The 26,429-nt window shown below is 58.8% G+C and carries 22 protein-coding genes and 1 pseudogene; 12 read left to right on the top strand and 11 right to left on the bottom strand.

Annotated features, from left to right (window positions below; genetic code table 11):
- Positions 1-94: 94 nt before the first annotated feature.
- The 3 genes from KKQ10_RS17445 to KKQ10_RS17435 all read left to right on the top strand — a co-directional run bounded on the left by KKQ10_RS17445 (position 95) and on the right by KKQ10_RS17435 (position 2,892).
- Positions 95-877, top strand: a complete 783-nt coding sequence (locus KKQ10_RS17445; protein ID WP_215501802.1) for a class II aldolase/adducin family protein — start codon at positions 95-97, stop codon at positions 875-877.
- Entirely contained in the window at positions 877-1,779 is a 903-nt protein-coding gene (locus KKQ10_RS17440; protein ID WP_215501801.1) for an alpha/beta fold hydrolase, read from the top strand. The genes KKQ10_RS17445 and KKQ10_RS17440 overlap by 1 nt, the downstream gene beginning before the upstream one ends.
- Positions 1,780-1,980: 201 nt before the next feature.
- Positions 1,981-2,892, top strand: a complete 912-nt coding sequence (locus KKQ10_RS17435) for an SDR family oxidoreductase (protein ID WP_215501800.1) — start codon at positions 1,981-1,983, stop codon at positions 2,890-2,892.
- A gap of 52 nt (positions 2,893-2,944) precedes the next feature.
- Here the strand turns inward: KKQ10_RS17435 and KKQ10_RS17430 are convergent, their stop codons facing one another.
- Positions 2,945-3,202, bottom strand: coding sequence for an immunity protein (locus tag KKQ10_RS17430; RefSeq protein WP_215501799.1), 258 nt, complete (start codon positions 3,200-3,202; stop codon positions 2,945-2,947).
- Positions 3,203-3,215: 13 nt separating this feature from the next.
- A complete protein-coding gene (locus KKQ10_RS17425; protein WP_215501798.1) occupies positions 3,216-3,662 on the bottom strand; it encodes a hypothetical protein in 447 nt (148 codons plus the stop codon).
- 948 nt (positions 3,663-4,610) lie between these two features.
- Here KKQ10_RS17425 and KKQ10_RS17420 point away from each other — a divergent pair.
- Positions 4,611-8,093: a dermonecrotic toxin domain-containing protein gene (locus KKQ10_RS17420; RefSeq protein ID WP_215501797.1), complete on the top strand. Its 3,483-nt coding sequence runs from the start codon at positions 4,611-4,613 to the stop codon at positions 8,091-8,093.
- Between the two features lie 30 nt (positions 8,094-8,123).
- Here the strand turns inward: KKQ10_RS17420 and KKQ10_RS17415 are convergent, their stop codons facing one another.
- Positions 8,124-8,909, bottom strand: a complete 786-nt coding sequence (locus tag KKQ10_RS17415; RefSeq protein ID WP_215501796.1) for an IclR family transcriptional regulator — start codon at positions 8,907-8,909, stop codon at positions 8,124-8,126.
- A 165-nt stretch (positions 8,910-9,074) separates the two neighbouring features.
- Between KKQ10_RS17415 and hmgA the strand changes: the two genes are divergently transcribed.
- The 4 genes from hmgA (at position 9,075) to KKQ10_RS17395 (ending at position 13,850) form a co-directional block, all read left to right on the top strand.
- Positions 9,075-10,379: a homogentisate 1,2-dioxygenase gene (gene hmgA / locus KKQ10_RS17410; RefSeq protein WP_215501795.1), complete on the top strand. Its 1,305-nt coding sequence runs from the start codon at positions 9,075-9,077 to the stop codon at positions 10,377-10,379.
- Between the two features lie 3 nt (positions 10,380-10,382).
- Complete coding sequence (fahA, locus tag KKQ10_RS17405; protein ID WP_215501794.1) at positions 10,383-11,687, top strand: fumarylacetoacetase; 1,305 nt, start codon at positions 10,383-10,385, stop codon at positions 11,685-11,687.
- Between the two features lie 12 nt (positions 11,688-11,699).
- Positions 11,700-12,335 carry a maleylacetoacetate isomerase gene (gene maiA / locus KKQ10_RS17400; protein ID WP_215501793.1) on the top strand — a complete coding sequence of 212 codons (636 nt, stop codon included), beginning with the start codon at positions 11,700-11,702 and terminating at the stop codon, positions 12,333-12,335.
- 159 nt (positions 12,336-12,494) lie between these two features.
- Positions 12,495-13,850, top strand: coding sequence for an MFS transporter (locus tag KKQ10_RS17395; RefSeq protein ID WP_215501792.1), 1,356 nt, complete (start codon positions 12,495-12,497; stop codon positions 13,848-13,850).
- An 86-nt stretch (positions 13,851-13,936) separates the two neighbouring features.
- Here KKQ10_RS17395 and KKQ10_RS17390 read toward each other — a convergent pair whose 3' ends face one another.
- Positions 13,937-14,740, bottom strand: coding sequence for a SirB1 family protein (locus KKQ10_RS17390; protein WP_215501791.1), 804 nt, complete (start codon positions 14,738-14,740; stop codon positions 13,937-13,939).
- Positions 14,741-14,924: 184 nt separating this feature from the next.
- On the opposite strand from KKQ10_RS17390, the gene KKQ10_RS17385 reads away from it, so the two are divergent.
- Positions 14,925-15,944 carry a Glu/Leu/Phe/Val dehydrogenase family protein gene (locus KKQ10_RS17385; protein ID WP_127651106.1) on the top strand — a complete coding sequence of 340 codons (1,020 nt, stop codon included), beginning with the start codon at positions 14,925-14,927 and terminating at the stop codon, positions 15,942-15,944.
- A gap of 180 nt (positions 15,945-16,124) precedes the next feature.
- On the opposite strand, the pseudogene KKQ10_RS17380 reads toward KKQ10_RS17385, so the two are convergent.
- Positions 16,125-16,379 (bottom strand): annotated as a pseudogene (locus KKQ10_RS17380) (YebG family protein); the annotation flags it as partial.
- Between the two features lie 339 nt (positions 16,380-16,718).
- On the opposite strand from KKQ10_RS17380, the gene KKQ10_RS17375 reads away from it, so the two are divergent.
- Positions 16,719-17,219, top strand: coding sequence for a phosphate-starvation-inducible protein PsiE (locus tag KKQ10_RS17375; RefSeq protein WP_003221775.1), 501 nt, complete (start codon positions 16,719-16,721; stop codon positions 17,217-17,219).
- Here the strand turns inward: KKQ10_RS17375 and KKQ10_RS17370 are convergent.
- The 3 genes from KKQ10_RS17370 to KKQ10_RS17360 all read right to left on the bottom strand — a co-directional run bounded on the left by KKQ10_RS17370 (position 17,216) and on the right by KKQ10_RS17360 (position 20,591).
- Entirely contained in the window at positions 17,216-17,533 is a 318-nt protein-coding gene (locus KKQ10_RS17370) for a DUF3509 domain-containing protein (protein WP_127651104.1), read from the bottom strand. The genes KKQ10_RS17375 and KKQ10_RS17370 overlap by 4 nt on opposite strands.
- A 293-nt stretch (positions 17,534-17,826) precedes the next feature.
- Positions 17,827-19,128: a serine/threonine transporter gene (locus KKQ10_RS17365; protein ID WP_215501790.1), complete on the bottom strand. Its 1,302-nt coding sequence runs from the start codon at positions 19,126-19,128 to the stop codon at positions 17,827-17,829.
- Positions 19,129-19,214: 86 nt separating this feature from the next.
- Positions 19,215-20,591, bottom strand: coding sequence for an L-serine ammonia-lyase (locus KKQ10_RS17360; RefSeq protein WP_215501789.1), 1,377 nt, complete (start codon positions 20,589-20,591; stop codon positions 19,215-19,217).
- Between the two features lie 135 nt (positions 20,592-20,726).
- On the opposite strand from KKQ10_RS17360, the gene KKQ10_RS17355 reads away from it, so the two are divergent.
- Entirely contained in the window at positions 20,727-21,674 is a 948-nt protein-coding gene (locus KKQ10_RS17355; RefSeq protein ID WP_215501788.1) for a LysR substrate-binding domain-containing protein, read from the top strand.
- A 200-nt stretch (positions 21,675-21,874) separates the two neighbouring features.
- On the top strand, positions 21,875-22,279 hold the full coding sequence (locus tag KKQ10_RS17350; protein ID WP_007968091.1) for an HPF/RaiA family ribosome-associated protein: 405 nt from the start codon (positions 21,875-21,877) through the stop codon (positions 22,277-22,279).
- A gap of 211 nt (positions 22,280-22,490) precedes the next feature.
- Here the strand turns inward: KKQ10_RS17350 and fecA are convergent, their stop codons facing one another.
- The 3 genes from fecA to KKQ10_RS17335 all read right to left on the bottom strand — a co-directional run bounded on the left by fecA (position 22,491) and on the right by KKQ10_RS17335 (position 26,416).
- Positions 22,491-24,821: a TonB-dependent Fe(3+) dicitrate receptor FecA gene (gene fecA, locus KKQ10_RS17345; RefSeq protein WP_215501787.1), complete on the bottom strand. Its 2,331-nt coding sequence runs from the start codon at positions 24,819-24,821 to the stop codon at positions 22,491-22,493.
- Positions 24,822-24,998: 177 nt separating this feature from the next.
- On the bottom strand, positions 24,999-25,931 hold the full coding sequence (locus tag KKQ10_RS17340) for a DUF4880 domain-containing protein (protein ID WP_215501786.1): 933 nt from the start codon (positions 25,929-25,931) through the stop codon (positions 24,999-25,001).
- Positions 25,928-26,416 (bottom strand): sigma-70 family RNA polymerase sigma factor, encoded by a 489-nt coding sequence (locus KKQ10_RS17335; RefSeq protein ID WP_215501785.1) that lies wholly within the window; start codon positions 26,414-26,416, stop codon positions 25,928-25,930. Before KKQ10_RS17335 ends, KKQ10_RS17340 begins: the two co-directional genes overlap by 4 nt.
- Between the last annotated feature and the right edge of the window lie 13 nt (positions 26,417-26,429).

The following is a 26,429-nucleotide window of genomic DNA, read 5'->3' as shown; positions in this document are numbered from 1 at the left end:
AGTCATCAAGCTGGCTGCCAATGCAACTACGTGAGTTCCGGGGGCTGACTAGACTGCTCACACGTGCCAGACAACAAGAACAGAGGTGCATACAGTGAGCGTAGCCCCGGTCCAGTCGTCCCTTAATGTCAAAGATCAGGTCAGTGCTGCGGAGTGGCAGACCCGGGTCGATCTCGCCGCCTGTTATCGTCTGGTCGCGCTGCATGGCTGGGACGACCTGATCTTCACCCACATTTCCGCCAAGGTTCCGGGCACCGAAGACTTCCTGATCAACCCGTTCGGCTTGATGTTCCATGAGATCACCGCGTCGAGCCTGGTCAAAGTCGATCAGGCCGGCAACAAGCTCATGGACAGCCCCTACGAGATCAATCCCGCCGGTTACACCATCCACAGCGCCGTGCACGAAGTGCGGCACGATGTGATCTGTGTGCTGCACACCCACACCGCCTCCGGTGTCGCGGTGTCGGCGCAAAAACAAGGGGTGTTGCCGATCAGTCAGCAATCGCTGTTCGTGCTGTCGAGTCTGGCCTATCACGCCTATGAAGGCGTGGCGCTGAACCACGAAGAAAAGGCCCGCTTGCAGGCCGATCTGGGCGACAACAATTTTCTGATGCTGCACAACCACGGGTTACTGACCTGTGGCGGCACCATCGCCGATACGTTTCTGATGATGTTCACCTTCCAGCGCGCCTGCGACATTCAGGTCATGGCGCAAACCGGCGGCGCGGAACTGATCGCCATCGAACCGCAGATTCTGGCGGGCGCCAAAGCGATGATCGCCGGCGTGACCAAAAGCGCTCAAGGCATGGGCGGCGCGCTGGCCTGGCCGGCGTTGCTGCGCAAACTCGATAAACAAGACCCCGGATATAAACTCTAATGCCTCTTGCCGAGATTCCTCTGTGTGTCTGGCGCAAGCGCAGCTGGACGTTTGTCTTTCGCGGCCAGTCGATCCGTTACTGGACGGCGGGGCAGGGTGAGCCGCTGCTGCTGATCCACGGTTTCCCGACCGCCAGTTGGGACTGGCACTACCTGTGGCAGCCATTGACCCAACGTTATCGGGTGATCGCCTGCGACATGCTCGGTTTCGGTGATTCGGCCAAACCGTTGAATCACAGTTACAGCCTGCTGGAGCAGGCCGACCTGCAACAGGCGCTGTTGGCGCATCTTCAGGTCGAGCAACCGCTGCATATTCTGGCCCACGATTACGGCGACAGCGTTGCCCAGGAACTGCTCGCCCGGCATTACGAAAACCGGATCGCGGTCGCCAGTTGCGTATTCCTCAACGGCGGGCTGTTCCCGGAAACCCATCGCCCGGTGCTGATGCAAAAACTGCTGCTCAGCCCGTTGGGCTGGATGATCGGCCGGGCCTTCACCCGTGATGGCCTGGTGAAAAGTTTCCGGCAGATCTTCGGCCCGCAGACCGGCCCTACTGAAAGCGAACTGGATGATTTCTGGAGCCTGATCGAGACCCATCGCGGTCCACGTATCATGCACAAACTGATCGGCTATATCCCCGAGCGCCGGGTGCAGCGCGACCGCTGGGTGGCGGCCATGCAGCGCGATGAGATCCCGCTGCGGGTGATCGATGGCGAAGTCGATCCGATCTCCGGGGCGCACATGGTCGAGCGTTACCGGCAGTTGATTGCCGACGCCGACACCGTGTTGTTGCCGGGCATTGGCCACTATCCACAGATCGAAGCGCCGGTGCAGGTGCTCAAGCATTACCTGGCGTTTCGAGATCACCTGGCGTTGCCGCCGCGCAAAGTGGCGTGCTCCTGAAAGATCAGAAGATCGCAGCCTGCGGCAGCTCCTGCAGAAGATCGGTGTAGGAGCTGCCGCAGGCTGCGATCTTTTGATTTTTTGGTTCATCATCCCCCAGCCTTATCGCGCACTATTCAGCCTCAGCCGTATTCGTTGTGACCGAAAGCCCCGTGCCTGACACTCGGGGTCACTGTCCCTCGGCCTGCTGGAGTTCCTGCGATGAATGAGTCCGTACGTTTCGAAGATAAAGTCGTGATCGTCACCGGTGCCGGCGGTGGCCTGGGCCGTGCGCACGCTTTGCTGTTCGCCCGGCACGGCGCCAAAGTGCTGGTCAACGACCTCGGCGGCTCGACCCAGGGCGAAGGCGCCAACGCCTCCGCCGCCGATCGCGTGGTGGCGGAAATTCGCGAAGCCGGTGGCATTGCCGAGGCCAACCACGACTCGGTCACCGACGGCGACAAACTGGTGCAGAACGCCCTCGATGCCTTTGGCCGTATCGACGTGGTGGTGAACAACGCCGGGATCCTGCGCGACAAGACGTTTCACAAAATGGACGACGCCGACTGGGATCTGGTCTATCGCGTCCACGTCGAAGGCGCCTACAAAGTCACCCGCGCCGCGTGGCCGCACCTGCGCGAGCAAAACTACGGCCGGGTGATCTTCACCGCCTCGACCTCGGGCATCTATGGCAACTTCGGTCAGTCCAACTACGGCATGGCCAAACTCGGCCTCTATGGCCTGACCCGCACCTTGGCTATTGAAGGGCGCAAGAACAACATCCTGGTCAACGCCATCGCGCCTACCGGCGGCACGCGCATGACCGAGGGCCTGATTCCACCGCAAGTGTTCGAACAGCTCAAACCGGAACTGGTCAGCCCGCTGGTGGTGTACCTGGCCAGTGAACAATGCGAGGAAACGTCCGGTTTGTTCGAGGTCGGCGGCGGCTGGATGGGCAAGGTGCGCTGGGAGCGCAGCCTCGGCGCCGGATTCGATCCGCGTGTTGGCTTCTCGCCGGAAGATGTGGCGGCGCATTGGCAGCAGATTTGCAATTTCGAAGGCGCGGCGCATCCGAAGGACAATATCGAGGCGCTGAAAGAGATGATGGCAAATTTGCAGAAGTATTCGCTTTAGCTACTTAAGCCACCCGATCAATGGAAGTGATGGTCGGGTGGTTTTTTCTGTTTTAGTCGTAACGTTTTTCTGTCATGAATGCCGGCGGTGTCCAATTAGGACCCTTGATTGTTTTTCCATTTTCATCGTAAGACAAGACGCCGTCTCTGAATAACGAGTTGTATGTGTCTACAAAGACACCATGGGAAATAGTGTCCTTGCGATAGCGTACATACATTTGATCGATGCGCATGGGGTGAAAACATAGCGCGAAGAGTGAAATGACTTCCGCAATCGGTTCGTTTTTTATGATTTTCTCGACAGTGCTCATTGGCCGAAACTCCTCATTGAGCGTTCATTGCGTTGATTGCCTCTTCGTTGTAGAGCAGAGTCAATTCGCTGCCGAGTTTGTAGTCCTCTAGTGTCGCGGTGTGCGCATTGTTCCATATCGGAGACTCATCAGAGGGGGATGTGGTATCGCTATAGCCAAAATTTCTGTATCGCTCAAGCTCTCTCAATTCGTGAGTGTAGTAGCGCAGATCAGTGTCAGTATGATTCAAATCCCCGTTCCAAATTCTCTCTAATCTTTGAATCATGACGTCGTTAGCATCTGATTGGTTGAACCTCGCTACGTGTAGTTTCACCGCAATGACTCCAGCGTTTGTGATGACCGCTGTGTGCCAGTCCAGATCAAGTATTGGTCCACCAGACTGCTCTGGATTGTAAATCCGACCGCTGTATTTCCCTTTGACGTAACCTCCCGCGTACGGACTGCTGAACACCATTGTCATTCGAAGTACGCGGGCCTGGCCGCATATGGTCAGGTGCAACGCCTTTTATTTCCAGCGCAGTATCGATTTGAAGATAACCAGGCCTGTCGGGCAGCCTCGGTGGATTTTGCATATTCATATCCTTTTGAATGTGCGTGATGACGTTATTGGTTTGTGCAAGAGCTCACTGCTGCAGGCGATGCGATCCTTGTTGCCGGGCAATGCTTGAGTCGTTTCAAGTTACAACAAAGCCTGAGTTCAAAAGTCTGAGAATTCCGTGAGTTATTGCTTGTAGTGTTGAGTGAACTTTCGAGGGTTTGTAAAAGGACGGGGTTGCGTACTGCTATGCAATAAGAAGTTTCCGATGGATTTTTCGGAGGTTTCTTGTAGGACGGGATGCCTGTTTTTCATCAGGCATAAAAAAGGCCGCTGCAAACGCAGCGGCCAAGGTAAGACGTTGGATCAAGGAGCTACAAATCAACGTCAGTGAACACCGGGGCGATCAATCGAAGATTCGATTGATCTGAAATCGGTCAGCCTGGGTGCGAGTTGCTCACTGGCCAAGGCTTCGTGCTGTACGGCGTGTGCCGTGAAAGCCCGCTCAGAATAAGGTCTCGAGCCCAAAGGAAAAATAGCAATTCCGGATATGCACTGTTACGGGGCATGTAACAGTCTGATCGCACCACGGCACCCTGCACGGACTGGGCAGCGTATTCGCAGCCAAAAACATGTCGCTTCGTTCTATATTTCGGATAATTGAATTTGTTGCTCTCGGTAATGATAGAGCACGTATTTTTATTTTTGAAGTTGTCGTCATAGATGTGTGGTTTTGTGTTTTTGTTAATGGCTTGTAATCTATATTTATTGAAATGAACTGGTTCTTCTTGTTTTCGGAAAATGAATCTATCTTTCGCTTTCCCGGTGACGCGGTATGTCGCAATCACTGAATATGAAAGATAGGATCTCAAGATGGATAAGTTGTACAAAAGTTTGATGCGCGGCTCTGAAGGTGAGGAAGTTACCTGGCGAGCGGAGTGGGAGAAGGCTAACGCCGTGCAGAGTCGAGTGTTCGCAATTGTGGATGCGATCCCGACAGTTCGGCAAATCGCTCGACAGGCACTGCGGCAAGAGTTGCAACGTCGAAATAAGGCCATTGATATCGATAATGTTTACATCAATATCACGGACCGGTCGTATGAGCTTGAAACGCGTCCCTTGGGCAAGCTTTCTGATGTCTTGCTCCATTGTCTTGATAACAATGTATTGCCGAACTATCTGAGTGGCGGCGGAGATGGAGTGTTTTACCTGCCCGATACCGTTAGCGATCAGATGAGAGTCGAAGGGTTCAGTATTATTGACGCCGAGGGATCTATTACCTATGCGTTACGGAACCTGGAAAGCAGCCTGCGTTCGGAAATACGTAAATATTGGGCAGCCCCCGAAAAATCCGCGGTCGCTGAAGAATCACTGCAGACGAATAAAGAGGCATTTCAGCAAGCCTATCTTGATGTACTTGCCGCAGAGCTTTCTTTAAAAGCCATGGCCGGTGTAATAGACCATGGCATGGCGGCACGCTTTAGCTACTTGTTGGGCCTGGAGAGCGGAGCGGGTGCTTACAAAATAGAGTTCAACCCTGAACCCGACTATCGATCTTCGCTGGGGCCGGGGTTTGTGCTTAATAATGTGATGCGAACGGATTCGGAAATGAAGTTGGTCAACGAGTCCACGGGCTATGTCATGCATGCGCCAGGCCATGGCTTCGAGTATTTCAACAGCAATTTTGAATTGCGCGATAAGTTGCTGGCGCGTGTGTCAGCGTCTGGTAGCGAATTTGCTTTTCCGAAAACAACGCAGAATGTTGCGGCCTATTGTGTTGAGACTTATCTGAAAGGACAACTCGACACAGTTACAAACCTTATGCGTGATCGGCAGGAACAGACTCAAGCGTTCAGCCTGATATTGCAGGACAATCAAGTGTTGACGGTGATGCGTGATGACATCGGTCGTCGCTTTAATCAGTTACAGGCAGAACTCAAACGTACGGAATGGCCACTCTGGTTGAAGAGTGGCGGTGAAAGTATTCAGCAGCGTTACGTCGAACTTGAGTATTCGATGGAGAAATACCACGCCAGCTACCAAGTGGTTTTCGACAAGAGTTTCTCGTTCAAAGACTATGTCTTGCGGTGTTTTTCCGAGTGGGCAATGAGTGCATTCGGTGAGCAACTGAATGCCGAGACGATAGAGGTACGAAGCCTCCATAAAATGCAACTGGGTGGGCGCACCATCGAGCAGATCGATAGCCGGACCCTGATGGAGTTCCTCATTTTTGGCCTGCATGAGGAGAGCTACAAAGCCGAACTCAGTATCGAGGGGTTGCCGCTCGGTAGCGGATTTTCCGCAGCAGCACTTGAGAGATGGTTGCGCAACATCAACTTGCGCTCGCAGTTTGTATCCAGTCTCCCCACTGATCCATCGCCGGAGTTTGCACAGGCCTACCGCGACCATATGCGTAGCAAGATGGCGTTCGCGCTTTTCATTGCCCGTCATTCTGGGGTCTACAGTGATGCCGATGCAAAAGTGATTGAAGCGGCGTTGGCTGGTGACCTGTCGGTGTCAATACGTGGAATAAAACTGAGTCTGAAGTTTCCAGGGCCACCGTTGAAAGATGTGATGGTGTTTCTTGCACGGGAAAGTACGACGTATCTGGTTTACCTGAGGACGCCTGAAGGTAAATTTGCTTTCATGAAGTTTGCGGATTTATTCGTGCTGAACGACTGGTTTGAGTCGGCCATGACCGCTGACCGTGAATACGCGGCGTCATTGATTCATCCGGACTATTTGAACGATGCCGGAACGCTGCAAGGTGTCAGCCGTGACTCAACCTATTACCTGTACAGGCTGGATACCCAATACCCTGAACTTTTCCCAAATGGCGCAGTACCGTTGCTCAATGACGTCAATATCGCTTATCAGAGTGAACTTGCGTTACACAAGGCTATCGCGCCTGCGCCTTACCGGTACTTGGGGATCGAGGCACGCAAACGCTATGCTCGATTGAACACCGAGCTCAAGGCGCTCTCCACCATTGAGGCGCGGGACAATGCTTTCCCTTCTTACGAACGCTTTACTTACGATGCGGTAAAACAGAACCTTGAAAGCCTGCTGTATACACGAGGACAAAGTGTCGAAGTCAATCCCGATCAGATTATTGTCCAGACTGACGACTTTCAGAAAAGTGTCACGGATCTGCTCATCGAAGGCCTTTCGTTTGAAGCTGCCAATCCTGCATATCCGAGCAAATATGACCCCAGGTATTTTTTGACGGGTGGCCATCCTGCGATCGATCAACTGGATATTCGCGATCTTTCCTCGTTATCGAAAACATTCCGCCCTGGCGACAGATATAGGGCAATGCTCGGAAATGACTATCTGGACAGGGAGCATCCCGACTACGCATTCAAACGCGCCGTCCACGCCAAGAAAGTTCGCTGTCAGATGCACTACGATATTCTCGCCAACTATGTCGATGGCAGGTTTGGGTCTGAGGTGTTTTCTGCTCTACAACGTGTTGTCGGAAGTTTGAAGGAAGATGTCTATCACTACCCGGTCATTAAGACCATCGAGGAAGGTGATGAAGGATTATACGAATTCAATATCGATAAACTGGGTCTCACAAAAGACCACGACCGCACTGTTGCAGGTGTCTATATCCTTCGGCTGAACATCGCCAGCCAGTTCCACAACTGGTTATATACGCCGGACGCACCGGATGGTGTAGCTTATCGACCAATCAGCGATTTCATTCCCTCCATTCGTTACCGATTTGGCCCTATGCGGAATTATTACTTTGATCGGGTTGCGCTGATCGATCGAGAAGTGATCAATAATTATTTTGATGACCTTGTCGCGACCGTGGATACCCGGCCTCCGATCAAGACGCAGCAACGCGCCAGGCTGCACAATCTCTTCACGTTCCACGATCGGAGAGTCGAACGTGTGCAGAGTGATATCGCAGAGCGAACCACCAGTTTGAAGGAGATTATTGCGGGGCTGATTTACGATGGCTTGATCAAGGTAGCGAGTGTCATCAGTCTCGTTGTGCCACCCATTGGCACCGTGGTCGTCGCGGTTCAGATGATGAAAAGTATTTACGACGGAGCACAGGCGCAAAGACGAGGTGACTACTCGGCGGCCCTGGGACATGGCGCGCAAGCGTTGATTGGTCTGTTTACGCTCGGCCAGGCAGCCAAAGCCGGCGAGAGTGTAGAGGTGATCAAGAAGTTGACTAACGTTCAGCGAACGTTTCTCAGCTTGGTCGATGACGCTCGGTCAGCGGCGCAATTCGTCGCTGAGGCGGCGGGTCACAAAACGGCAGATCAGCAGTTGATCGATTTCTTCACTGAGTTGCTGAAGGATCAAGCGTCAAGCATCAGCAAAACGATAGTGCGCTGAACCCAGGCTGGCGCGTGGAGATCGCAGGAATCAATGGGCTTTCTCGTACCCCATGCGCCAACTCACGGCCTGCGCGGCTGCCAGCAATCGCTGCGCCGCCGGGCCGTTCTCGTCGGCGTGGAACAGCGAGGTCGGACCGACGATGGTCAGCACGGCGACGATCTGCCCGACCGCGTTGAACACCGGCGCCGACAGCGCGTCCACGCCCGGCATCAACAGACCGTGCACATGATGCAGGCCGCGCTCGCGGATTTGTTCACACAGGCTGGCATAGGTTTTTTCATCGGCCAGCGGATGATCGGCGACGGCGATTTCCAGCTCGCGCAGTTCATCGGTTTCCCGATGCGGCAGATAGGCGCTGAACACCAACCCGGTCGACGAGCTGAGCAACGGCAATACCGACCCCAGTTGCGTGACCACCGTCACCGCACGCACCGCCGGCTCGATGTGCACCACGGTCGCACCCTGATTGCCCCACACCGCCAGAAAGCAGGTTTCATTCAATTCGTCGCGCAACTCGGCCAAGGGCAGGGCGGCGACTTTGAGCACGTCCATACTGTTGAGGGCGGCAAGGCCTACGCGCAGTGCTTCACGTCCGAGGCCGTAATGGTTGGTGGCGGCGTTCTGTTCGGCGAACCCGCTGGCGATCAGTGCCTGAAGGTAACGGTGCACCTTGCTCGCCGGCATTTGTACATGTTCGGCCAGACGCGACAGGGACGTGGAGGGCGACAATTCGGCCAAGGCCTTGAGGATGTCGGTGCCGACCTCGGCGGAGCGGACTTTCTGTTTGCCGTTGCTGTCGCTGGTTTTTTCCATGGTGCGGTCGGGATCCGAAAACGAATGGGCGTCTTTATAGCTTGACGCTGGATAGTGAGCAAATTACGTTATGCGTAATCGAATTACGATAATAACAACCCCGGCGTGCCGAAACCTCTGAGCCAGAGCGATGGGCCACTGCCGACTCCCTGTTCAGGAGGCTCCATGAACCTCGATTCAAACGCGTCGGAGCTGGCGTACCAGTCCGGTTTCGGCAACGAGTTCAGCAGTGAAGCGTTGCCCGGCGCATTGCCCATCGGCCAGAATTCCCCGCAAAAAGCCCCGTACGGCCTCTATACCGAATTGCTCTCCGGCACCGCATTCACCATGACCCGCAGTGAAGCGCGGCGCACCTGGATGTACCGGATTCAGCCGTCAGCCAATCACCCGGCGTTCGTCAAACTGGAGCGGCAACTGGCCGGCGGCCCGTTGGGTGAAGTGACCCCCAATCGCCTGCGCTGGAATCCGTTGGAGATCCCCGCCGAGCCGACCGACTTCATCGACGGCCTGATCGGCATGGTGGCCAACTCGGCGGCGGAAAAGCCTGCCGGGATCAGCATCTACAACTATTGCGCGAATCGCTCGATGGAGCGGGTGTTCTACAACGCCGACGGCGAACTGCTGCTGGTGCCGCAACTGGGGCGGCTGCGCATTGCCACCGAACTCGGTGTGCTGGAGGTGGCGCCGCTGGAGATCGCCGTGCTGCCGCGCGGACTGAAATTCCGTGTCGAACTGCTTGATCCGCAGGCTCGCGGTTACGTTGCCGAGAACCATGGCGCGCCGCTGCGCCTGCCGGATCTGGGGCCGATCGGCAGCAATGGTCTGGCCAATCCGCGGGATTTCCTGGCCCCGGTCGCCGCCTACGAAAACCTGCAGCGGCCGACGACGCTGGTGCAGAAATTCCTCGGCCAGTTGTGGGGCACTGAGCTCGATCATTCGCCGCTGAACGTAGTCGCCTGGCACGGCAACAACGTGCCGTACAAATACGACCTGCGCCGCTTCAACACCATCGGCACGGTGAGTTTCGATCATCCCGATCCATCGATCTTCACCGTACTGACCTCGCCGACCAGCGTGCATGGGCTGGCCAACCTCGACTTCGTGATCTTCCCGCCACGCTGGATGGTCGCCGAGAACACCTTCCGTCCGCCGTGGTTCCACCGCAACCTGATGAACGAGTTCATGGGCCTGATCCAGGGCGAGTACGACGCCAAGGCTGAAGGCTTCGTGCCCGGCGGTGCCTCGTTGCACAGCTGCATGAGCGCCCACGGCCCGGACGGCGAGACCTGCACCAAAGCGATCAACGCTGACCTTGCGCCGGCGAAGATCGACAACACCATGGCCTTCATGTTCGAGACCAGTCAGGTGCTGCGCCCAAGCCGCTTCGCTCTCGACTGCCCGCAACTGCAATCCCATTACGACGCCTGCTGGGCCACGCTGCCCGCCACGTTCGACCCGACCCGGAGATAACCCATGACTCAGACTTCCATTACCCGCAGTTGGGTTGCTTCGGCCAACGGCCACGCGGATTTCCCGTTGCAGAACCTGCCGCTGGGCGTGTTCAGCCTCAACGGCTCGGCGCCGCGTGCCGGCGTTGCGATCGGTGAACACATTTTCGATCTGCAGGTGGCGCTCGAAGCCGGGCTGTTCGACGGTGTCGCTCGCAGTGCAGTCGAGGCCATGCACGGTGGGCTGTTGAACGCCTTCTTCGACCTCGGGCGTGAGGCTCGCGTCGCGTTGCGCACTCGCCTGCTGGAGTTGTTCAGCGAGGGCAGCAGCCATCGTGGAGCCATCGAAGCTCAAGGCGCAAAACTGCTGCCATTGGCCGCCGATTGCCAGATGCACCTGCCGGCGCGCATCAGCGATTACACCGATTTCTATGTGGGCATCGAGCACGCACAGAACGTCGGCAAACTGTTCCGTCCGGACAATCCACTGCTGCCGAACTACAAGCACGTGCCGATCGGTTACCACGGTCGCGCCTCCACGGTGCGCGCCTCCGGCACCGATGTGCGCCGCCCGAAAGGCCAGACCCTGCCGGCCGGTGCGAGCGAGCCGACGTTCGGCCCGTGCGCACGTCTGGACTACGAGCTGGAGCTGGGTATCTGGATCGGTCCGGGCAACGAAATGGGCGAGCCGATCGCCATCGGCGACGCCGCCGAGCACATCGCCGGTTTCTGCCTGCTCAACGACTGGTCGGCCCGGGATATCCAGGCCTGGGAATACCAGCCGCTGGGCCCGTTCCTGTCCAAGAGTTTTATCACCAGTGTTTCGCCATGGGTGGTGACCGCCGAAGCGCTGGAGCCGTTCCGCACCGCGCAACCGGCGCGTCCGCAAGGTGATCCGCAACCGCTGCCATACCTGTTCGACAAACGCGATCAGGACGGTGGTGCTTTCGACATCGAGCTGGAAGTGCTGCTGCTCACCGAAACCATGCGCGAGCAGAAGCTGCCGGCCCATCGCCTGACCCTGAGCAATACCCGCTACATGTACTGGACTGTCGCGCAAATGGTCGCGCATCACAGCGTCAACGGTTGCCAGTTGCAGGCCGGTGATCTATTCGGTTCGGGCACCTTGTCCGGCCCGCAAAGCGGTCAGTTCGGCAGCCTGCTGGAAATCACTGAGGGCGGCAAAAAGCCGATCGAACTGGCCTCCGGCGAAGTGCGCAAATTCCTAGAGGACGGCGACGAAGTCATCCTGCGCGCGCGTTGCGCTCGTGACGGTTTTGCCTCGATCGGTTTCGGCGAGTGCCGCGGCAAAGTGCTGGCGGCGCGCTGACAGGAGCGGATCATGGATCTCTACACCTACTACCGCTCCACTTCGTCGTACCGGGTGCGTATCGCGCTGGCGCTGAAGGGCCTCGACTATCAGGCGCTGCCGGTCAACCTGATCGCGCCGTCCGGTGGCGAGCATCGGCAAGCGGCGTATCTGGCGATCAACCCGCAAGGTCGGGTGCCGGCCTTGCGTACCGATGAGGGCGAGTTGCTGATTCAGTCGCCGGCGATCATCGAGTACCTGGAAGAACGTTATCCACAGCAGCCCCTGCTGCCGGAAGACCTCGCTGCCCGCGCTCATGTGCGCGGTGTGGCGGCGGTGATCGGCTGCGATGTGCATCCGCTGCATAACGTCAGCGTGCTCAATCGACTGCGCCAGTCGGGGCACGAAGAGCCGCAGGTGGTGGAGTGGATTGCGCACTGGATCGGTCAAGGGCTGACGACCGTCGAGCAGTTGATCGGCGACAGCGGTTTCTGTTTCGGCGAGTGGCCGTGCGTAGCGGACGTGTACCTGATCCCGCAGTTGTACGCGGCCGAGCGTTTTAATGTGTCGCTAGAGGCTTATCCACGGATTCGTCGGGTGGCGGCGCTGGCGGATGAACATCCGGCGTTCATCAAGGCGCATCCGGCTAATCAACCTGATACCCCGTAAAGCTTCACACTGTCCCAATGCAGGAGTGAGCCTGCTCGCGATAGCGGTTTAACCGTCGCATCCAGGTTGGATGTGAGGACGCCATCGCGAGCAGGCTCACTCCTGCAAGGGATCAGCGCCGTACACAAAAATCATAAAAACAAAAACAGGTACCTTGCGATGCACAACCAGATTGCCAGCTTCCGTGCGGCACTCGACGCCCGTCCCGTGTCCCGCTATCAGTGGTTGCTCTTGATCCTGCTTGCCTTGTTGCTGGTCACCGACGGTTATGACGCCCAGGTGCTGGGTTATGTGGTGCCGGCCCTGGCGCAGGACTGGGGGCTGGAGAAAGCCGCGTTCGGGCCTGTTTTCAGCGCCAATCTGTTGGGCCTCACGCTCGGTTCGCTCGCGGTGACGCCACTGGCCGACCGCTTCGGCGTGCGGCGGATTCTGCTCGCCTGCGTGCTGATCTACGCCAGCCTCACCGTGCTGATGGTGTTTGCCAATTCGCTGAACACTCTGATGATCGCGCGCTTTATCTGCGGGATCGGCATGGGCGGGGCGATGCCCAGTGCCATGGCCTTGATGTCGGAATACTCGCCCCCGCGTCTGCGCACCTTGATGGTGACGCTGGCGGCCTGTGGTTTTTCCTTCGGTGGTGCGGCGGGCGGTTTTGTCGCCGCGGGGTTCATCGATCGCTTCGGCTGGCAAGCGGTGTTTCTCGCCGGTGGCGTCACACCGCTGCTGCTGTTTCCGTTCCTCTGGTGGAGGCTGCCGGAATCGTTGCCGCGTCTGCTGCGCGACGCACCGCCCTATGCGCGCCTGCGCAAAGTCACCGCGCGAATGCTGCCGGACTGGCAACCGCCGACCGCCTCGGTCGAGCAGAACGAGCGTGAGCAGGGCAGCAAACTGACGGTGGTCGAGTTATTCCGCAACGGCTATGCGCGACCAACCCTGCTGATCTGGGCAACGTTTTTTGTCAGCCTGATTCTGTTGTATTTCATGATCAGCTGGCTGCCGACGCTGTTGCTCGAAAGCGGCCTGACACTCAATGAAGCGAACCTGGTGACCTCGATGTTCCTGTTCGCCGGCACCTTGGGCGCTGTGTGCATGGCGTGGTTCGCCGACCGCTTGAAACGCAAGGTACGCCTGCTCTGCGCGGTATTGGCCGGGGCTGCGCTGTGTACGATTCTGCTGGGTTTGAATCACGACAATCCGCGTTATCTGGTGGCCTGCGTGTTTGCGGCCGGCTTCTGCATCATCGGTGGACAACTGACGCTGAACGCCTTCGCCAGTAACTTCTACCCGGCCCATGTGCGCGCCACGGGTACTGGCTGGGCACTGGGGGTAGGGCGATTCGGTTCGATACTCGGGCCGCTGTTGGGCAGCATGCTGCTGGCGATGCACATTCCGGTGGCGCAGATTTTCTTCTTCTGTGCGATTCCGGCGGTCATCGCGGCGCTGTTGATCATCCAGGTGCGCGCACCTTCCGATTTTGTCCCGGTAGTTGGAAGTGGTGGGGCTGTCAAAACCTGAAGAGCAAAAGATTGCAGCCTTCGGCAGCGCCTACATTGAAATACATTCCCCTGTAGGCGCTGCCGAAGGCTGCGATCTTTTGCTTTTTAATGAACAACGGAATTCGGAGGGAGGTGCCCGAGGCGTTCGGTCAGGCGCAACCGCTGAATCGGATCGTCACTGAGCAGCAAGGCATGTTCCAGATCGAAGCGCTCGGCGTTCGGGCAGTCCAGGCGTTGGTACAGGCTGGCGCGGGCCAGATAGTCGGCGGCGCTGGCGCTGCCCAGTTCCAGCACGCGTTCGGCATCGATCAGCGCGGCGATGTAATCCTCGTGCGCCAGATGCAGCTGTCGCATGTTGCGTGACAGGCGCTGAAGCATCTGCAGCGGGGTGGCGGTGGCCAGATGATCGGCGTTGAGCTTTAGGTGCGCACCGTACTGGCGCTGCAACAACTCACGGCAATCGTTTGGGTACAGACGGCGCCCGCCACAGGGATCGAGCAAATGGTCGGCGCCGGGTACTCGCAGCAAAAAGTGCCCGGGGAAGTTCACCCCGACCAAGGGGATCTCCAGGCCGCGCGCCAATTCCAGCGCAATCAGTGCCAGAGCCAATGGCTGGCCGCGCCGGGTCTGCAGCACTTTATGCACCAGAGCGGCCTGTGGGCGCAGTGGCAGAAAGTCGTCTTGAGCGAATCCCAGATCATTCATCCGCCGCAACAACGGCTGCGCCAGTTCGCTGACCGGCAGCATGGGCAAGCCGTAGCTGACGCGCTGTTGCAGGTCTTTGAAATCCTCCTGCAACGCCTGAGGGTCCAAAGTCTTTTCGTGCTCGGCGGCCATCCACAGCGCAGCTTCGAACAGCGCGGGCGGTGAACGGTGCAGACACTCGAAAAAACGTTGGCGCGGGCTCATCTGAATCTCCGGGGAATGCCTCGTTTTAGCCCCGTCCGTGTCATTCGTCCAGTGCTGACCCTGGCCGGTTTCTGGTTATGCCGCAAAGTCACCGTCGACGTGGGCGCTTATTCCGGTGCGCTTCAGCAATTTTTGGGCGCAAGCCTATACTGGCGTCTACCAGAAGTGATTCGGGAGCCTGCCGATGTTCGCTCTCATGCAAAGCACTCGCCTGGAATCGCTGCACCTCAGCGTTGACCCGATCACCGGGTTGAAGGCGGTCATTGCCATTCATAACAGTCGCCTCGGGCCTGCCCTGGGCGGGTGTCGTTATCTTGCCTATCCCAATGATGAATCTGCGGTCGAGGATGCCATTCGCCTGGCGCAGGGCATGAGCTACAAGGCAGCGCTGGCCGGACTTGCCCAGGGCGGCGGCGTTGCGGTGATCGTGCGCCCGGCGCATGTGGAAAATCGCGCGGCGTTGTTCGAAGCGTTTGGTCGCTGCATCGAGCAACTCGACGGCCGCTACATCACCGCCATCGACAGCGGCACCTCGGTGGCGGACATGGATTGCATCGCCCAGCAGACCCAACACGTCACCAGCACCACCTCGGCCGGCGACCCGGCACCGCATGCGGCGATGGGCGTGTTCACCGGGATTCGTGCCACGGCCATGGCGCGGTTGGGCAGTGACAATCTCGAAGGCCTGCGCGTGGCGATTCAGGGCTTGGGCAACGTGGGTTACGCGCTGGCCGAACAACTGCACGCGGCGGGGGCTGAACTGCTGGTCAGCGACATCGATCACGGCAAGGTGCAACTGGCGATGGAGCAGCTCAACGCGCATCCGATCGCCAACGATGCGTTGCTCAGCACGCCTTGCGACATTCTTGCCCCGTGCGGCCTCGGCGGGGTTCTCAATAGTCATACGGTGACGCAACTGCGCTGCTCGGCGGTGGCAGGTTCGGCGAATAATCAACTGACGCATCTGGACGTAGCCGATCAACTGGAGCGGCGCGGCATCCTCTATGCGCCGGATTATGTGATCAATGCCGGTGGCCTGATCTACGTTTCACTCAAACATCGCGGCGAAGAGCTGGGGACGATCACCGCGCACCTGTCGAAGATTTCTTCGCGACTGACCGAAGTGTTCGCCCATGCGCAGGCCGAAAAACGCTCGCCGGCGCGGGTGGCAGATGAGTTGGCGGAGAAGGTTTTGTATCGCTGAAAAGCAAAAGATCGCAGCCTTCGGCAGCTCCTACATTTGGAATGCGTATTCCCTGTAGGAGCTGCCGAAGGCTGCGATCTTTTGATCAGGCGATGATTACTTGGCAGCTTTCGCCGCTTTTGCCGGTTTGGCCGGTGCTTCAGCCGTCTCTGCTGCATCAGCCACTTCAGCCACTGGCTCGGCCGGTGCGTTGATCAGCTCCGACAGCGCATCAGGCTGGCTCTTGAAGGCTTTGGCGAATACATCGCGATTCTTCGCCATGTAGATCCCGACCTCTTCAACCTGCTGCTCGTTCAGCGACGGAACGGCTTTTTGCAACACTTCGGACAGCATCTCGGCCAGTTCGAGCATTTTGTCATGACGGTCAGCTTCGGCTTTATCCATGAACAAGCGCTCCAGATCTCGGCTGCTGCGGTATACCACTTCGACGGCCATTCACCACCTCACATGCCTTCACATTTAGTTGTCTTAGCGAATACTGTATTTATATACAGCGAAAGGATAAGCGAATCCCTGCGCTTTGGGTAGTGGCTTTTTAATGTAGACCGGATTCAGGGTTTGTCAGGGGATGACCGCGTGGCGGCCATTCGCGAGCAAGCTCGCGCCCACAGGGTTCGGTGCAGGCTGGCATGTGCGACCAAACGCCACGGCGCGGGTTTTGCGCCGGCTCGCCATGATGGCGTGGCCTCTTTTCTGCATGAAACGTCAAGACGTGCAGAAAACCGTCACGTCCAACACGCATCATCCGCCCGAGTCGGGCTAAGGAACATCATCGTGAAAATAAACTGGGCCGAGAAACTGCGGCAAAACGTGCATCAACTGGCCGAGTCCCTGGGCAACCTGTTCGTCGAGACCTTCCACTATCTGGCGCTGTTCGCCATTGGTGCGGTGACCGCGTGGGCAGCGGTGATGGAGTTTCTCGGCATGCTCGAAGAGGGCCACATCAAGATCGATGACATTCTGTTGCTGTTCATCTATCTGGAACTGGGGGCGATGGTCGGGATTTATTTCAAGACCAACCACATGCCGGTGCGCTTCCTGATCTACGTGGCGATCACTGCGCTGACGCGCCTGTTGATCTCCAACGTCTCGCACCACAACCCGCCGGACATGGGCATCATCTACCTGTGCGGCGGGATTCTGCTGCTGGCATTCTCGATCCTGGTGGTGCGTTACGCCTCGTCGCAGTTTCCCTCAGTGAAGATCGAGAAGCCGCAACGCAAACTCGGCGCCGGTTCCGGTGAACACCCCGAGATCGAGAAAGGCGAACTCTAAAGGCCAGCCGACGGTCGAGACCGGCCGTCGATTTGCTGCGGTGGCGGGGGCAGTCCGCTGCCGCTGGTCATCGCTTCAAGGATCGCCATGGCGCTGTGGCCCTGTTCGATGGCGATGCCGAATTGAATGCTTTGCACCAGCCGCCTCAAGCGTTGTGGATCATTGCGTTGTTCGCTGCTGATCATGCGTTTGGCCACGATGCGGCCGCTGTTCGACAGGGTCAGCATGATGCTGCCGTCCAGCCCCTGAATGCTCAGGTTGATCTGATAGTCCGGCGCGAAGGCATCGGTAATGATCTGAAAAGGATTGTCCATGATGCGTCACCGCCTGATTGAACGTGCAGTTGTTGACCGGCCGTGATCGGGTTGGTTCGCCATACCGGATCATCGGCCATTCCGTGGCCTGTGTGTTGCTTATGTAGGAGCTGCCGCAGGCTGCGATCTTTTGATCTTCAGCGTCTTGATGTGCGTCATGCAGATCAAAAGATCGCAGCCTTCGGCAGCTCCTACAGGGGTATAGCAAGGGGCATGCCGGGAAAATTGTTGGACAATGGATACGGCATAAAAAAGGCGAGCACCTGGCTCGCCTTGGTCATTTGTGGCCCGTTTCAGGGCAGAACCGAGTAGATGATCGCCGACAGTGCAATCAGGCCGATCAGCACCACGAATACGTTGGACACCTGTCCCGAATACTGGCGCAAGGCCGGCACGCGGCGGATGGCGTACATCGGCATCAGGAACAACAGGCAGGCAATCACCGGGCCGCCGAGGGTTTCGATCATGCCCAGAATGCTCGGGTTGAATGTGGCGACGGCCCAGCAGCTGAGGATCATGAACAGCGCGGTCGCACGGTTCAGCCAGCTCGCCGACATCACCTTGCCACGACTGCGCAGGCTCTTGACGATCATGCCCTGAAAGCCTTCGCTGGCGCCGATGTAGTGGCCGAGGAAGGATTTGGTGATCGCCACCAGCGCAATCAGTGGCGCGGCGTAGGCGATGACCGGGGTCTGGAAGTGGTTGGCGAGGTACGACAGGATCGAAATGTTCTGCGCCTTCGCTGCTGCCAGATCCGCCGGCGACAGCGCTAATACGCAACTGAAGCAGAAGAACATCACCGTCACCACCATCATGCCGTGGGCCATGGCGAGGATGCCGCTGCTCTTGCGTTCGGCCTGGGCGCCGTAGCGCTGTTTCTGGTCAACAGCGAAGGCGGAGATGATCGGCGAATGGTTGAACGAGAACACCATCACCGGGATCGCCAGCCACATCGTCTTGAGGAACGTCGACAGCGGCATCGCCTCTTGGGCGCTGGCGAAGAACGCACCGTTCCAGTTGGGGATCAGGCTCAGACCGAGCAACAGCAGGGCGGCGACGAACGGATAGACCAGCACGCTCATGGCTTTGACGATCACGTTTTGCCCGCAACGCACGATCGCCATCAGGCCGAGGATCAGCACCAGCGACAGAATCGCCCGGGGCGGCGGGGCGATGTGCAATTGGTGTTCGAGAAAACTGCTCAGGGTGTTGGTCAGTGCGACGCTGTACACCAGCAGGATCGGGAAGATCGCGAAGAAATACAGGAGAGTGATCAGCTTGCCGGCACCGATGCCGAAGTGTTCTTCAACGACTTCAGTGATGTCGCCCGAACGCCCGGACAGCACGAAGCGGGTCAGGCCACGGTGGGCGAAGAAGGTCATCGGGAACGCCAGCAGCGCCAGAATCAACAGCGGCCAGAAACCACCGACACCGGCGTTGATCGGCAGGAACAAGGTGCCGGCACCAATGGCCGTGCCGTACAGGCCGAGCATCCAGGTGGTGTCGAATTTGCTCCAGCCCTTGTGGGCCGTTTCGGTGTTGCGTGTGAGATCTACAGCGGGATTTTCGGCAGCAGGTGTACGTACATCGGTCATCGTTTTTGCCTCGTTATTATTTTTGCTCGGGCTCACGGTTGGCAGACCGCTGATTGCGGCCTGCCGGGGCGGTCAGGGAATGCGCGTCAGCACTCCACCCAGCTCACGGCCAGGCCACCCCGTGAAGTTTCTTTGTATTTGTCGTGCATGTCGGCGCCGGTATCACGCATGGTGCGGATCACCCGGTCGAGGGAAATGAAGTGTTTGCCGTCGCCGCGCAGGGCCATTTGCGTGGCGTTGATCGCCTTCACCGCGGCGATGGCATTGCGCTCGATGCACGGCACTTGCACCAGACCGCCGACCGGGTCGCAGGTCAGGCCGAGGTTGTGTTCCAGGCCGATTTCGGCGGCGTTTTCCAGTTGCTCCGGGGTCGCGCCGAGCACTTCGGCCAGGCCCGCAGCCGCCATGGCGCAGGCCGAACCGACTTCGCCCTGGCAGCCGACTTCGGCCCCGGAGATCGAGGCATTTTTCTTACACAGAATGCCGACGGCGGCGGCGCCCATGAAGAAAGCGACCACGTCATCGTCGGACGCGTCCGGATTGAATTTCATGTAGTAATGCAGCACCGCTGGAATGATCCCGGCCGCGCCGTTGGTCGGCGCCGTCACCATGCGCCCGCCTGCAGCGTTCTCTTCGTTGACGGCGAGGGCGAACAGGTTGACCCATTCCATCGCCGACAGCGTTGAACTGATCACATTCGGCTTGCCGATTTCCAACAGGCTGCGGTGCAGTTTCGCGGCGCGGCGCGGCACATTCAGACCACCGGGCAGGATGCCTTCGTGGCGCAGACCCTGTTCGACGCACTCGCGCATCACTGACCAGATGTGCAACAGGCCGTTGCGGATGTCATCGTCACTGCGCCAGGCTCGTTCGTTGGCCATCATCAGCTCCGACACGCGCAGGTTGTGCTGCTTGCACAGGCTCAGCAGTTCGGCGGCGCTGGAAAACTCATACGGCAGCACCACATCACCGGCAGGCGCCACACCGGACTCGGCTTCCGCCGCTTCGATGATGAAACCGCCGCCAATCGAGTAGTACGTCTGCGTGAACAGCTCGGCGCTTTCGCCAAAGGCTGTCAGCGACATGGCGTTGGGGTGGTAGGGCAGGCTTTGGTCCAGCAGCAGGAGATCGTGCTGCCAGTTGAAGGCAATTTCTTTCTGACCGGCCAGGAGCAGCAGGCCGCTTTCGCGCAGTTGCTGGATGCGTGGGTCGATGGTCGCCGGATCGATACTGTCCGGCCATTCGCCCATCAGGCCCATGACCGTGGCGCGGTCGGTGGCGTGGCCGACGCCGGTGGCCGACAGCGAGCCGTACAAACGGATTTCCACCCGACGCACATCGTTCAGCAAGCGTTGGTCGATCAGCGCCTGGGCGAAGGTCGCGGCGGCACGCATCGGGCCAACGGTATGGGAACTGGACGGACCGATGCCGACCTTGAATAAATCGAAAACACTGATAGCCATGCTAAAGCCTTACAAGCAATGGAGTAGGAATCGCTGCCATTTTTTGTAGGCCAAGCGCAATGTCGGCGATACTGCCCACCTCGGTACTACGTGACCAACGAAACTTCCTAAGAAAGCCTTTAGCAGGACTAAACGATGAGTCGTCAATTGCATGCCCAGACCTACGTCTGGCTGCAGGTGTTTTCCTGTGCCGCGCGGCACCTGTCGTTCACCCGCTGTGCAGAAGAACTGCACATCACCCCGGGGGCGGTCAGCCAGCAGATTCGTCAGTTGGAAGAGCGCCTGGGTTTTCGCCTGTTTCATCGTCGGGCGCGGGGTGTGGAGCTGAGTGCGGAAGGGCAGCGGCTGGCGATCACGGTCAATGAGGCCTACGGCAGCATCGATGCCGAATTGCGCCGACTGGATGCCGGAATGATCAGCGGGATTCTGCGGGTGCGTTCGATTCCGTCATTTCTGAGCAAATGGCTGACCCCGCGCCTGCCGCGCTTGCAACAGCGCTATCCCGACATCCAATTGCGCCTGGTGGCCGAGGACAGCAGCGTACCGTTGTACGAGGGCGACTTTGATCTGGCGATTGACCTGAACGACGGCAGCTACCCGGGACTGTTATCCACAGCCTTGCTCGATGAGCAGATTTTTCCGGTGTGTGCGCCGAGCCTGCTGCGTGGACGCCCGCCGCTGCACGGGCCGGCGGATCTGGTGCATTTCCCGCTGCTGCACGACATCACGGCCTGGCGCGGCAGTTACGAATATGCGGAATGGGAGTTTTATCTCAATGCGATCGGCTTCGAAGGCGCCGACGTACGGCGTGGACACACCTTCAATCGCAATCACCTGACCATCGAAGCGGCGATCGCCGGCATGGGCGTGGCAATTGCCCGGCGGACGTTACTCAACGATGAGCTGGAGCGCGGGACGTTGATCGTGCCGTTCGGGCTGTCGGTGCCCAATCACAAACGTTACGTGTTGCTGTATGCGCCAGGGGCGCTGAGCCACCCGGGCGTGCGCGCCGTGCATGACTGGCTGGTGGAGGAGGCGGGGATTTTCCGCAGTTTGCACCCGTTGAACGACGGGCAATTGTGAGCGGATTTTGCAGGGTTGCGAGGCGACCCAACTCCCGACCTTACCAGTGACTTGCTCGGTTGTCCGGCTTTTTTTGCGAATGAATATTTATCTTTTTTCAGGGGTTGAAATGTTCGTCAGTCGGGCCGATTGTTGTAATCAAGGGGTCACGAAATCCTGTTCAAGGCCTCTTGCGAGCTAGCTGAAATAAGGGATGAACTATGCAAATCCAAGTCAACAGCGATAACCATATTCAAAGCAGTAAACGACTGGAGGAGTGGGTACGTACAACCATTGAGAGCACGCTCGACCGTTATGAAGAAGACCTGACCCGTGTCGAAGTCCACCTGAGCGACGAGAACGGCGACAAACCAGGTCCCCATGACTTGCGCTGCCAACTGGAAGCGCGGCCAAAAGGCCATCAACCGATTTCCGTCACCCATAAGGCCGATTCGCTGGAACAGGCGATCGATGGTGCAGCCGAAAAACTGGAACACGCGCTGGAGCACCTGTTTGGCAAACTGCGGGGCAAACCCCGCGCCGCCATCGTGCCATTCAGCAAGGCGAATGACGCACTGCTGGAAGAAGAGTTTCTGGAGAACGAACAGGCAGCGATCAACAGTTGATGCGCTGATTTTCCAAGCCACCCAATGAGAACGGGCCTGCGAATGCAGGCCCGTTTTTTTTACTTTTGGTGAACAGTGTGGCGAGGCAGCTTGCTCCCGCTGGGCTGCGAAGCGGCCCCAAAACCTGCAACGGCATTAACAGCCAAGGATTTACGGCTGCTTCGCAGCCGAGCGGGAGCAAGCTCCCTCGCCACAGTGGGTGACGTATACCTTAGAAAGCTACAGACGTTTGTACATACACCGTGCGCGGCTCACCCACGTACTTGCCCTTGTTGTTGTCATCGAACGAACGGGTGAAGTACTGGGTGTTGAAGATGTTCTTCACCCCCACCGCCACATTCAGATCCGACAATTGCGGCCCGAAGTCGTACCCCGCGCGGCTGCTGAACAGCATGTAGCCCGGGATCTTGCCGGTGCTGCCGTCGGCACTTTCTGTCGAGGTGTTGGCGTTGTCGGCGAACTGGTCGCTCTGCAAGCTGCTGTCGACGTTGAGCTTCCACGGCCCTTCGGTATAACCGACGCCAATCGTGCCTTTGTGTTTCGAGGAGAACGGCACGCGATTGCCCTTGTTCGGCCCGTCTTCACGAATGCTCGCGTCGACGTAGGCGTAAGTGGCGTACACATCGAAACCGGCCAGTGCCGGGCTCAAGTCGTCCAGCGCGTAATTGACGCTGGTCTCGATGCCTTGATGGCGGGTCTCGCCACGGGCAATCACCGAATCGTTGGTCTGGTTGCTTTCGTACTGGTTGTCGAAGTTGATCAGAAACGCGCCGATTTCCGCGCGCAGTGCGCCGTTGTCATAACGGGTGCCGAGTTCCCAGGTGCGGGCCTTCTCCGGTTTCACTTCGCCGCTGCTCACGCGATTGGGCATCTGACTGTATTGCACGCTGCCGAACGAGCCTTCGGTATTGGCGTACAGATTCCAGCTGTCGCTCAGGTGATACAGCACGTTCAATGCGGGCAGCGCAGTGTTGTAGTCGCCCTTGTATTTGACGTTGGTCAGATTGTTGGTCTGCTGCGACTCGATCATCTCGTAGCGCACGCCCGGGGTGATGGTCCATTTGCCGATGTCGATGCGGTCGTCGACGAAGAATGCGTTGGCCTCGGTGCCGCCCCGGGTATCGCGATCATTGCGGCTGTTGGTGGTCGGGTATTCGTTGCTGCTGATCGGCGTGCGATAGCGCAACTCGTGGCCGGCCTCGTTGATGTAGCGGTAGCCGACGCCGACTTCGTGGCTGCTCGGGCCGAGGTCGAAGCCCTGGGCGAAACGGGTTTCGAAACCGCGCACCCAATACTCGCGCGGTGACAGCGAGAGGAAGCTGCCCTGATCCAGATAACCGCTGCGCAGGGTCTTGGTGAAGAAGGTGTTGGCAGTGAATTCGCGGCGATCTTCCTGATAGCGATAGCCGAAGTTGAACATCGTCCGGCGTCCCCAGAACTGGTCTTTCAGGCGCGTCGACTGGTACGGATCGGCGTCGTAATCGGCGACGCTGAGGCCGCCGGGCATGTCGGCCTTGCCTTCGTAATACTGGGCCATGGCATTGAAGCTGTTGGCCTCGTCGAGCTGGTATTTGCCCTTGAGGATCAGGTCGTCGATCTCGGTGTCGCTATGCTCACGCCAATCACCGCCACGGGTGCCGGAGTACAGCAGCGCGCCGCCGAGGCCATTTTCATTGGTGCCGCCGGCGAGCAGGTTGGCGCTGGTCTTGAAGCCGTCATGGCTCGACGACTGACTGGTTTCCGTCTGGAAACCACCCTTGACCGTCGGGTCGTCCGGGATGGCGCGGGTCACGAAGTTGACCACGCCACCGACGTTCTGCGGGCCGTACCGCACCGCGCCGCCGCCACGCACCACGTCCACCGCATCCATGTTGCCCATGCTGATCGGCGCAAACGACAACTGTGGCTGACCGTAAGGGGCGAATGGCACGGGAATGCCGTCCATCAGCACCGTGGAGCGCGCCGCCAGCCGTGGGTTGAGGCCACGGATGCCGAAGTTCAGCGCCATGTCGTGGCTGCCGGTGCCGTTGTTTTCCGGGGCGTTGACACCGGGGATGCGGTTGAGCACGTCCCGCGCCTGAGTCGCGCCCTGGCGTTCGAAGTCTTCGCGGCGGATCACGTCGCGGGCGCCCGGATGCTCGAACACGTTGACCTGCGCCGCATCGCCGAGCCAGTCGCCAACGACTTTCGAGGTGTCCAGCTCCAGCGCCGTGTCGGCCACAGGTTGCAGGCTGAAGGCATTGTTGCCCTCGGCACGGGCTTGCAGGCCGGTGCCTTCGAGCAGTGCGTCGAGACCTTGCGCGGCGGTGTAGCTGCCTTCCAGGCCTCGGCTTTGCACGCCGCGGGTGATCTGCGAGCCGAAGGAAATCAGCACGCCGGCCTCACGACCAAACTGGTTGAGGGCGTTTTCCAGCGGCGCCGGGGCGATGTGGTAGGCCTTGGCTTCGGCGGCCAGGACGGGCAGGGCGCTGAAGCTCAGGCTGGCGCCGAGAACGAGATGGCGCAGGCTGCGGGCCAGGGGTGTGAGGCGGGTCGGGTGCATGAAGGGTGATCCTGAGAAGGTTGAATCAAGGGGGCTTTCCTTCTCTGTCACGCCAGATCTGAAAAACGGCTCATTTATTTTTCGAGAGCAAAAGATCGCAGCCTGCGGCAGCTCCGACAGGATGTACACCGAGCCAATGTAGGAGCTGCCGCAGGCTGCGATCTTTTGATCCTGCTTCTAAACCCGCGCTTCGACGCTCACCCAATAGCGGGTAAAGCGCCGCACTTTCACCGGCAAACTGATTTGCAGCAGATCAAGAATCCGCTCGCTGTCGTCCAGTGGATAAGTCCCGGAGATCAGCAGGTCAGCCACTTTCGCGTCGCAATGCAGCTGCCCGCGACGATACCGACCGAGCTCATCGAGGAAGTCACCCAGGCGCATGTGCGCGGCGATCAGCATGCCCTCGGCCCAGGCGCCACTGTTGGCATCCAGCGGCCTGGCTTCGCTGATCGATGTCGAGCTGAAACTCAGTTGACGGGCGACGGGCAGTAACATCGGTGCGCGCCCGTGGGCGTTCAGTTCGACCTGGCCTTCGAACACTGCCACCTGCGTACGATCGGCAAATTGCCGGACGTTGAGGCGTGCCGCCCGGGTTTTCAGAATGCCCTGTGCCGTGCGCACTTCGAACGCTTGCGTGGTGCTCAAGAGGATCTCGCCTTCCAGCAGACGGATCAGTCGTTGCGTGCTGTCCACGTCCGCCGCACTCGCGGTGTTGAGTTGCAACTGGCTGCTGGCGTCCAGCGCGACCTTGCGTCGTTCACCCACCGGGCTGCGGTAATCGGCGAGCAGCGACGGCAGCGGATTGTGCTCGCGCAGGCCCCAGGTGACGGCCGAACCGGCGCCGAGAATCAGCAGCAGTTTCAACGCCTGCCGACGGCTGGCGGATTTCGCTCCGTTCAACGCTGCGTGTGCCAGCGGCGAAGACACACCGCGCAAGCGCTGGTTGACCCGCTGAATGTGTTCCCACGCCCGACGATGCTCGCTGTGCGCATCCAGCCACTGCTGCCAGGCCTGTTGCTGGCGTGGGGAGAGCGTGCCCTGCTGCATTTCCATCAGCCAGTGCACGGCCTGCTCGGCCACTGGCGCAGAGAAGTCCGGGACGCGGTTCATAGCGCGAAGTAGCAGCGCATCGCTGCCTTGTTCAAATGACGCTTCACCGTGGCCACCGAGATGTTCAATTCAGTGGCGATCTGCGGATAGGTCAGGCCATCGACCTGAGCCAGCAAAAAGGCGCGTTTGACCAGATGCGGCAAGCCGTCGAGCAACTGGTCCAGCTCAATCAGGGTTTGCAGGATGATGGCTTTGTCTTCTTCCGAAGGCGCGAGCATTTCCGGCATTTGCGCCAGGGTTTCGAGGTAGGCGCGTTCCAGGTCCTGGCGGCGGTAATGATTGAACAGCACGCGTTTGGCAAGGGTGGTGAGGAAGGCGCGCGGTTCGATGATCACCGCTGGTTCGCGGGCGCTCAGCACCCGGATGAAGGTGTCCTGGGCAAGATCCGCCGCGCTCTCAGGGCAGCCGAGTCTGCGCCGCAACCAGCCGGTGAGCCAACGGTGGTGGTCGTGGTAGAGCGATTCGACGGGATGGGCGGACGGCAACGGTATTACTCCA

It is taken from the genome of Pseudomonas sp. MG-9 (genome assembly GCF_018729515.1).
In the GTDB taxonomy this organism is placed as follows: Bacteria; Pseudomonadota; Gammaproteobacteria; order Pseudomonadales; family Pseudomonadaceae; genus Aquipseudomonas; species Aquipseudomonas serboccidentalis.
Note: the sequence above shows the minus strand (reverse complement) of the source record. Positions and strands in the feature narration are given on the sequence as shown.

What these genes read in the sequence shown, in the direction of transcription:
- KKQ10_RS17440 (WP_215501801.1), top strand. Translation starts at nt 877, where the DNA reads ATGCCTCTTGCCGAGATTCCTCTGTGTGTCTGGCGCAAGCGCAGCTGG.
- KKQ10_RS17435 (WP_215501800.1), top strand. Translation starts at nt 1,981, where the DNA reads ATGAATGAGTCCGTACGTTTCGAAGATAAAGTCGTGATCGTCACCGGT.
- KKQ10_RS17430 (WP_215501799.1), bottom strand. Translation starts at nt 3,202, where the DNA reads ATGAGCACTGTCGAGAAAATCATAAAAAACGAACCGATTGCGGAAGTC.
- KKQ10_RS17425 (WP_215501798.1), bottom strand. Translation starts at nt 3,662, where the DNA reads ATGACAATGGTGTTCAGCAGTCCGTACGCGGGAGGTTACGTCAAAGGG.
- KKQ10_RS17420 (WP_215501797.1), top strand. Translation starts at nt 4,611, where the DNA reads ATGGATAAGTTGTACAAAAGTTTGATGCGCGGCTCTGAAGGTGAGGAA.
- KKQ10_RS17415 (WP_215501796.1), bottom strand. Translation starts at nt 8,909, where the DNA reads ATGGAAAAAACCAGCGACAGCAACGGCAAACAGAAAGTCCGCTCCGCC.
- hmgA (WP_215501795.1), top strand. Translation starts at nt 9,075, where the DNA reads ATGAACCTCGATTCAAACGCGTCGGAGCTGGCGTACCAGTCCGGTTTC.
- fahA (WP_215501794.1), top strand. Translation starts at nt 10,383, where the DNA reads ATGACTCAGACTTCCATTACCCGCAGTTGGGTTGCTTCGGCCAACGGC.
- maiA (WP_215501793.1), top strand. Translation starts at nt 11,700, where the DNA reads ATGGATCTCTACACCTACTACCGCTCCACTTCGTCGTACCGGGTGCGT.
- KKQ10_RS17395 (WP_215501792.1), top strand. Translation starts at nt 12,495, where the DNA reads ATGCACAACCAGATTGCCAGCTTCCGTGCGGCACTCGACGCCCGTCCC.
- KKQ10_RS17390 (WP_215501791.1), bottom strand. Translation starts at nt 14,740, where the DNA reads ATGAGCCCGCGCCAACGTTTTTTCGAGTGTCTGCACCGTTCACCGCCC.
- KKQ10_RS17385 (WP_127651106.1), top strand. Translation starts at nt 14,925, where the DNA reads ATGTTCGCTCTCATGCAAAGCACTCGCCTGGAATCGCTGCACCTCAGC.
- KKQ10_RS17370 (WP_127651104.1), bottom strand. Translation starts at nt 17,533, where the DNA reads ATGGACAATCCTTTTCAGATCATTACCGATGCCTTCGCGCCGGACTAT.
- KKQ10_RS17365 (WP_215501790.1), bottom strand. Translation starts at nt 19,128, where the DNA reads ATGACCGATGTACGTACACCTGCTGCCGAAAATCCCGCTGTAGATCTC.
- KKQ10_RS17360 (WP_215501789.1), bottom strand. Translation starts at nt 20,591, where the DNA reads ATGGCTATCAGTGTTTTCGATTTATTCAAGGTCGGCATCGGTCCGTCC.
- KKQ10_RS17355 (WP_215501788.1), top strand. Translation starts at nt 20,727, where the DNA reads ATGAGTCGTCAATTGCATGCCCAGACCTACGTCTGGCTGCAGGTGTTT.
- KKQ10_RS17350 (WP_007968091.1), top strand. Translation starts at nt 21,875, where the DNA reads ATGCAAATCCAAGTCAACAGCGATAACCATATTCAAAGCAGTAAACGA.
- fecA (WP_215501787.1), bottom strand. Translation starts at nt 24,821, where the DNA reads ATGCACCCGACCCGCCTCACACCCCTGGCCCGCAGCCTGCGCCATCTC.
- KKQ10_RS17340 (WP_215501786.1), bottom strand. Translation starts at nt 25,931, where the DNA reads ATGAACCGCGTCCCGGACTTCTCTGCGCCAGTGGCCGAGCAGGCCGTG.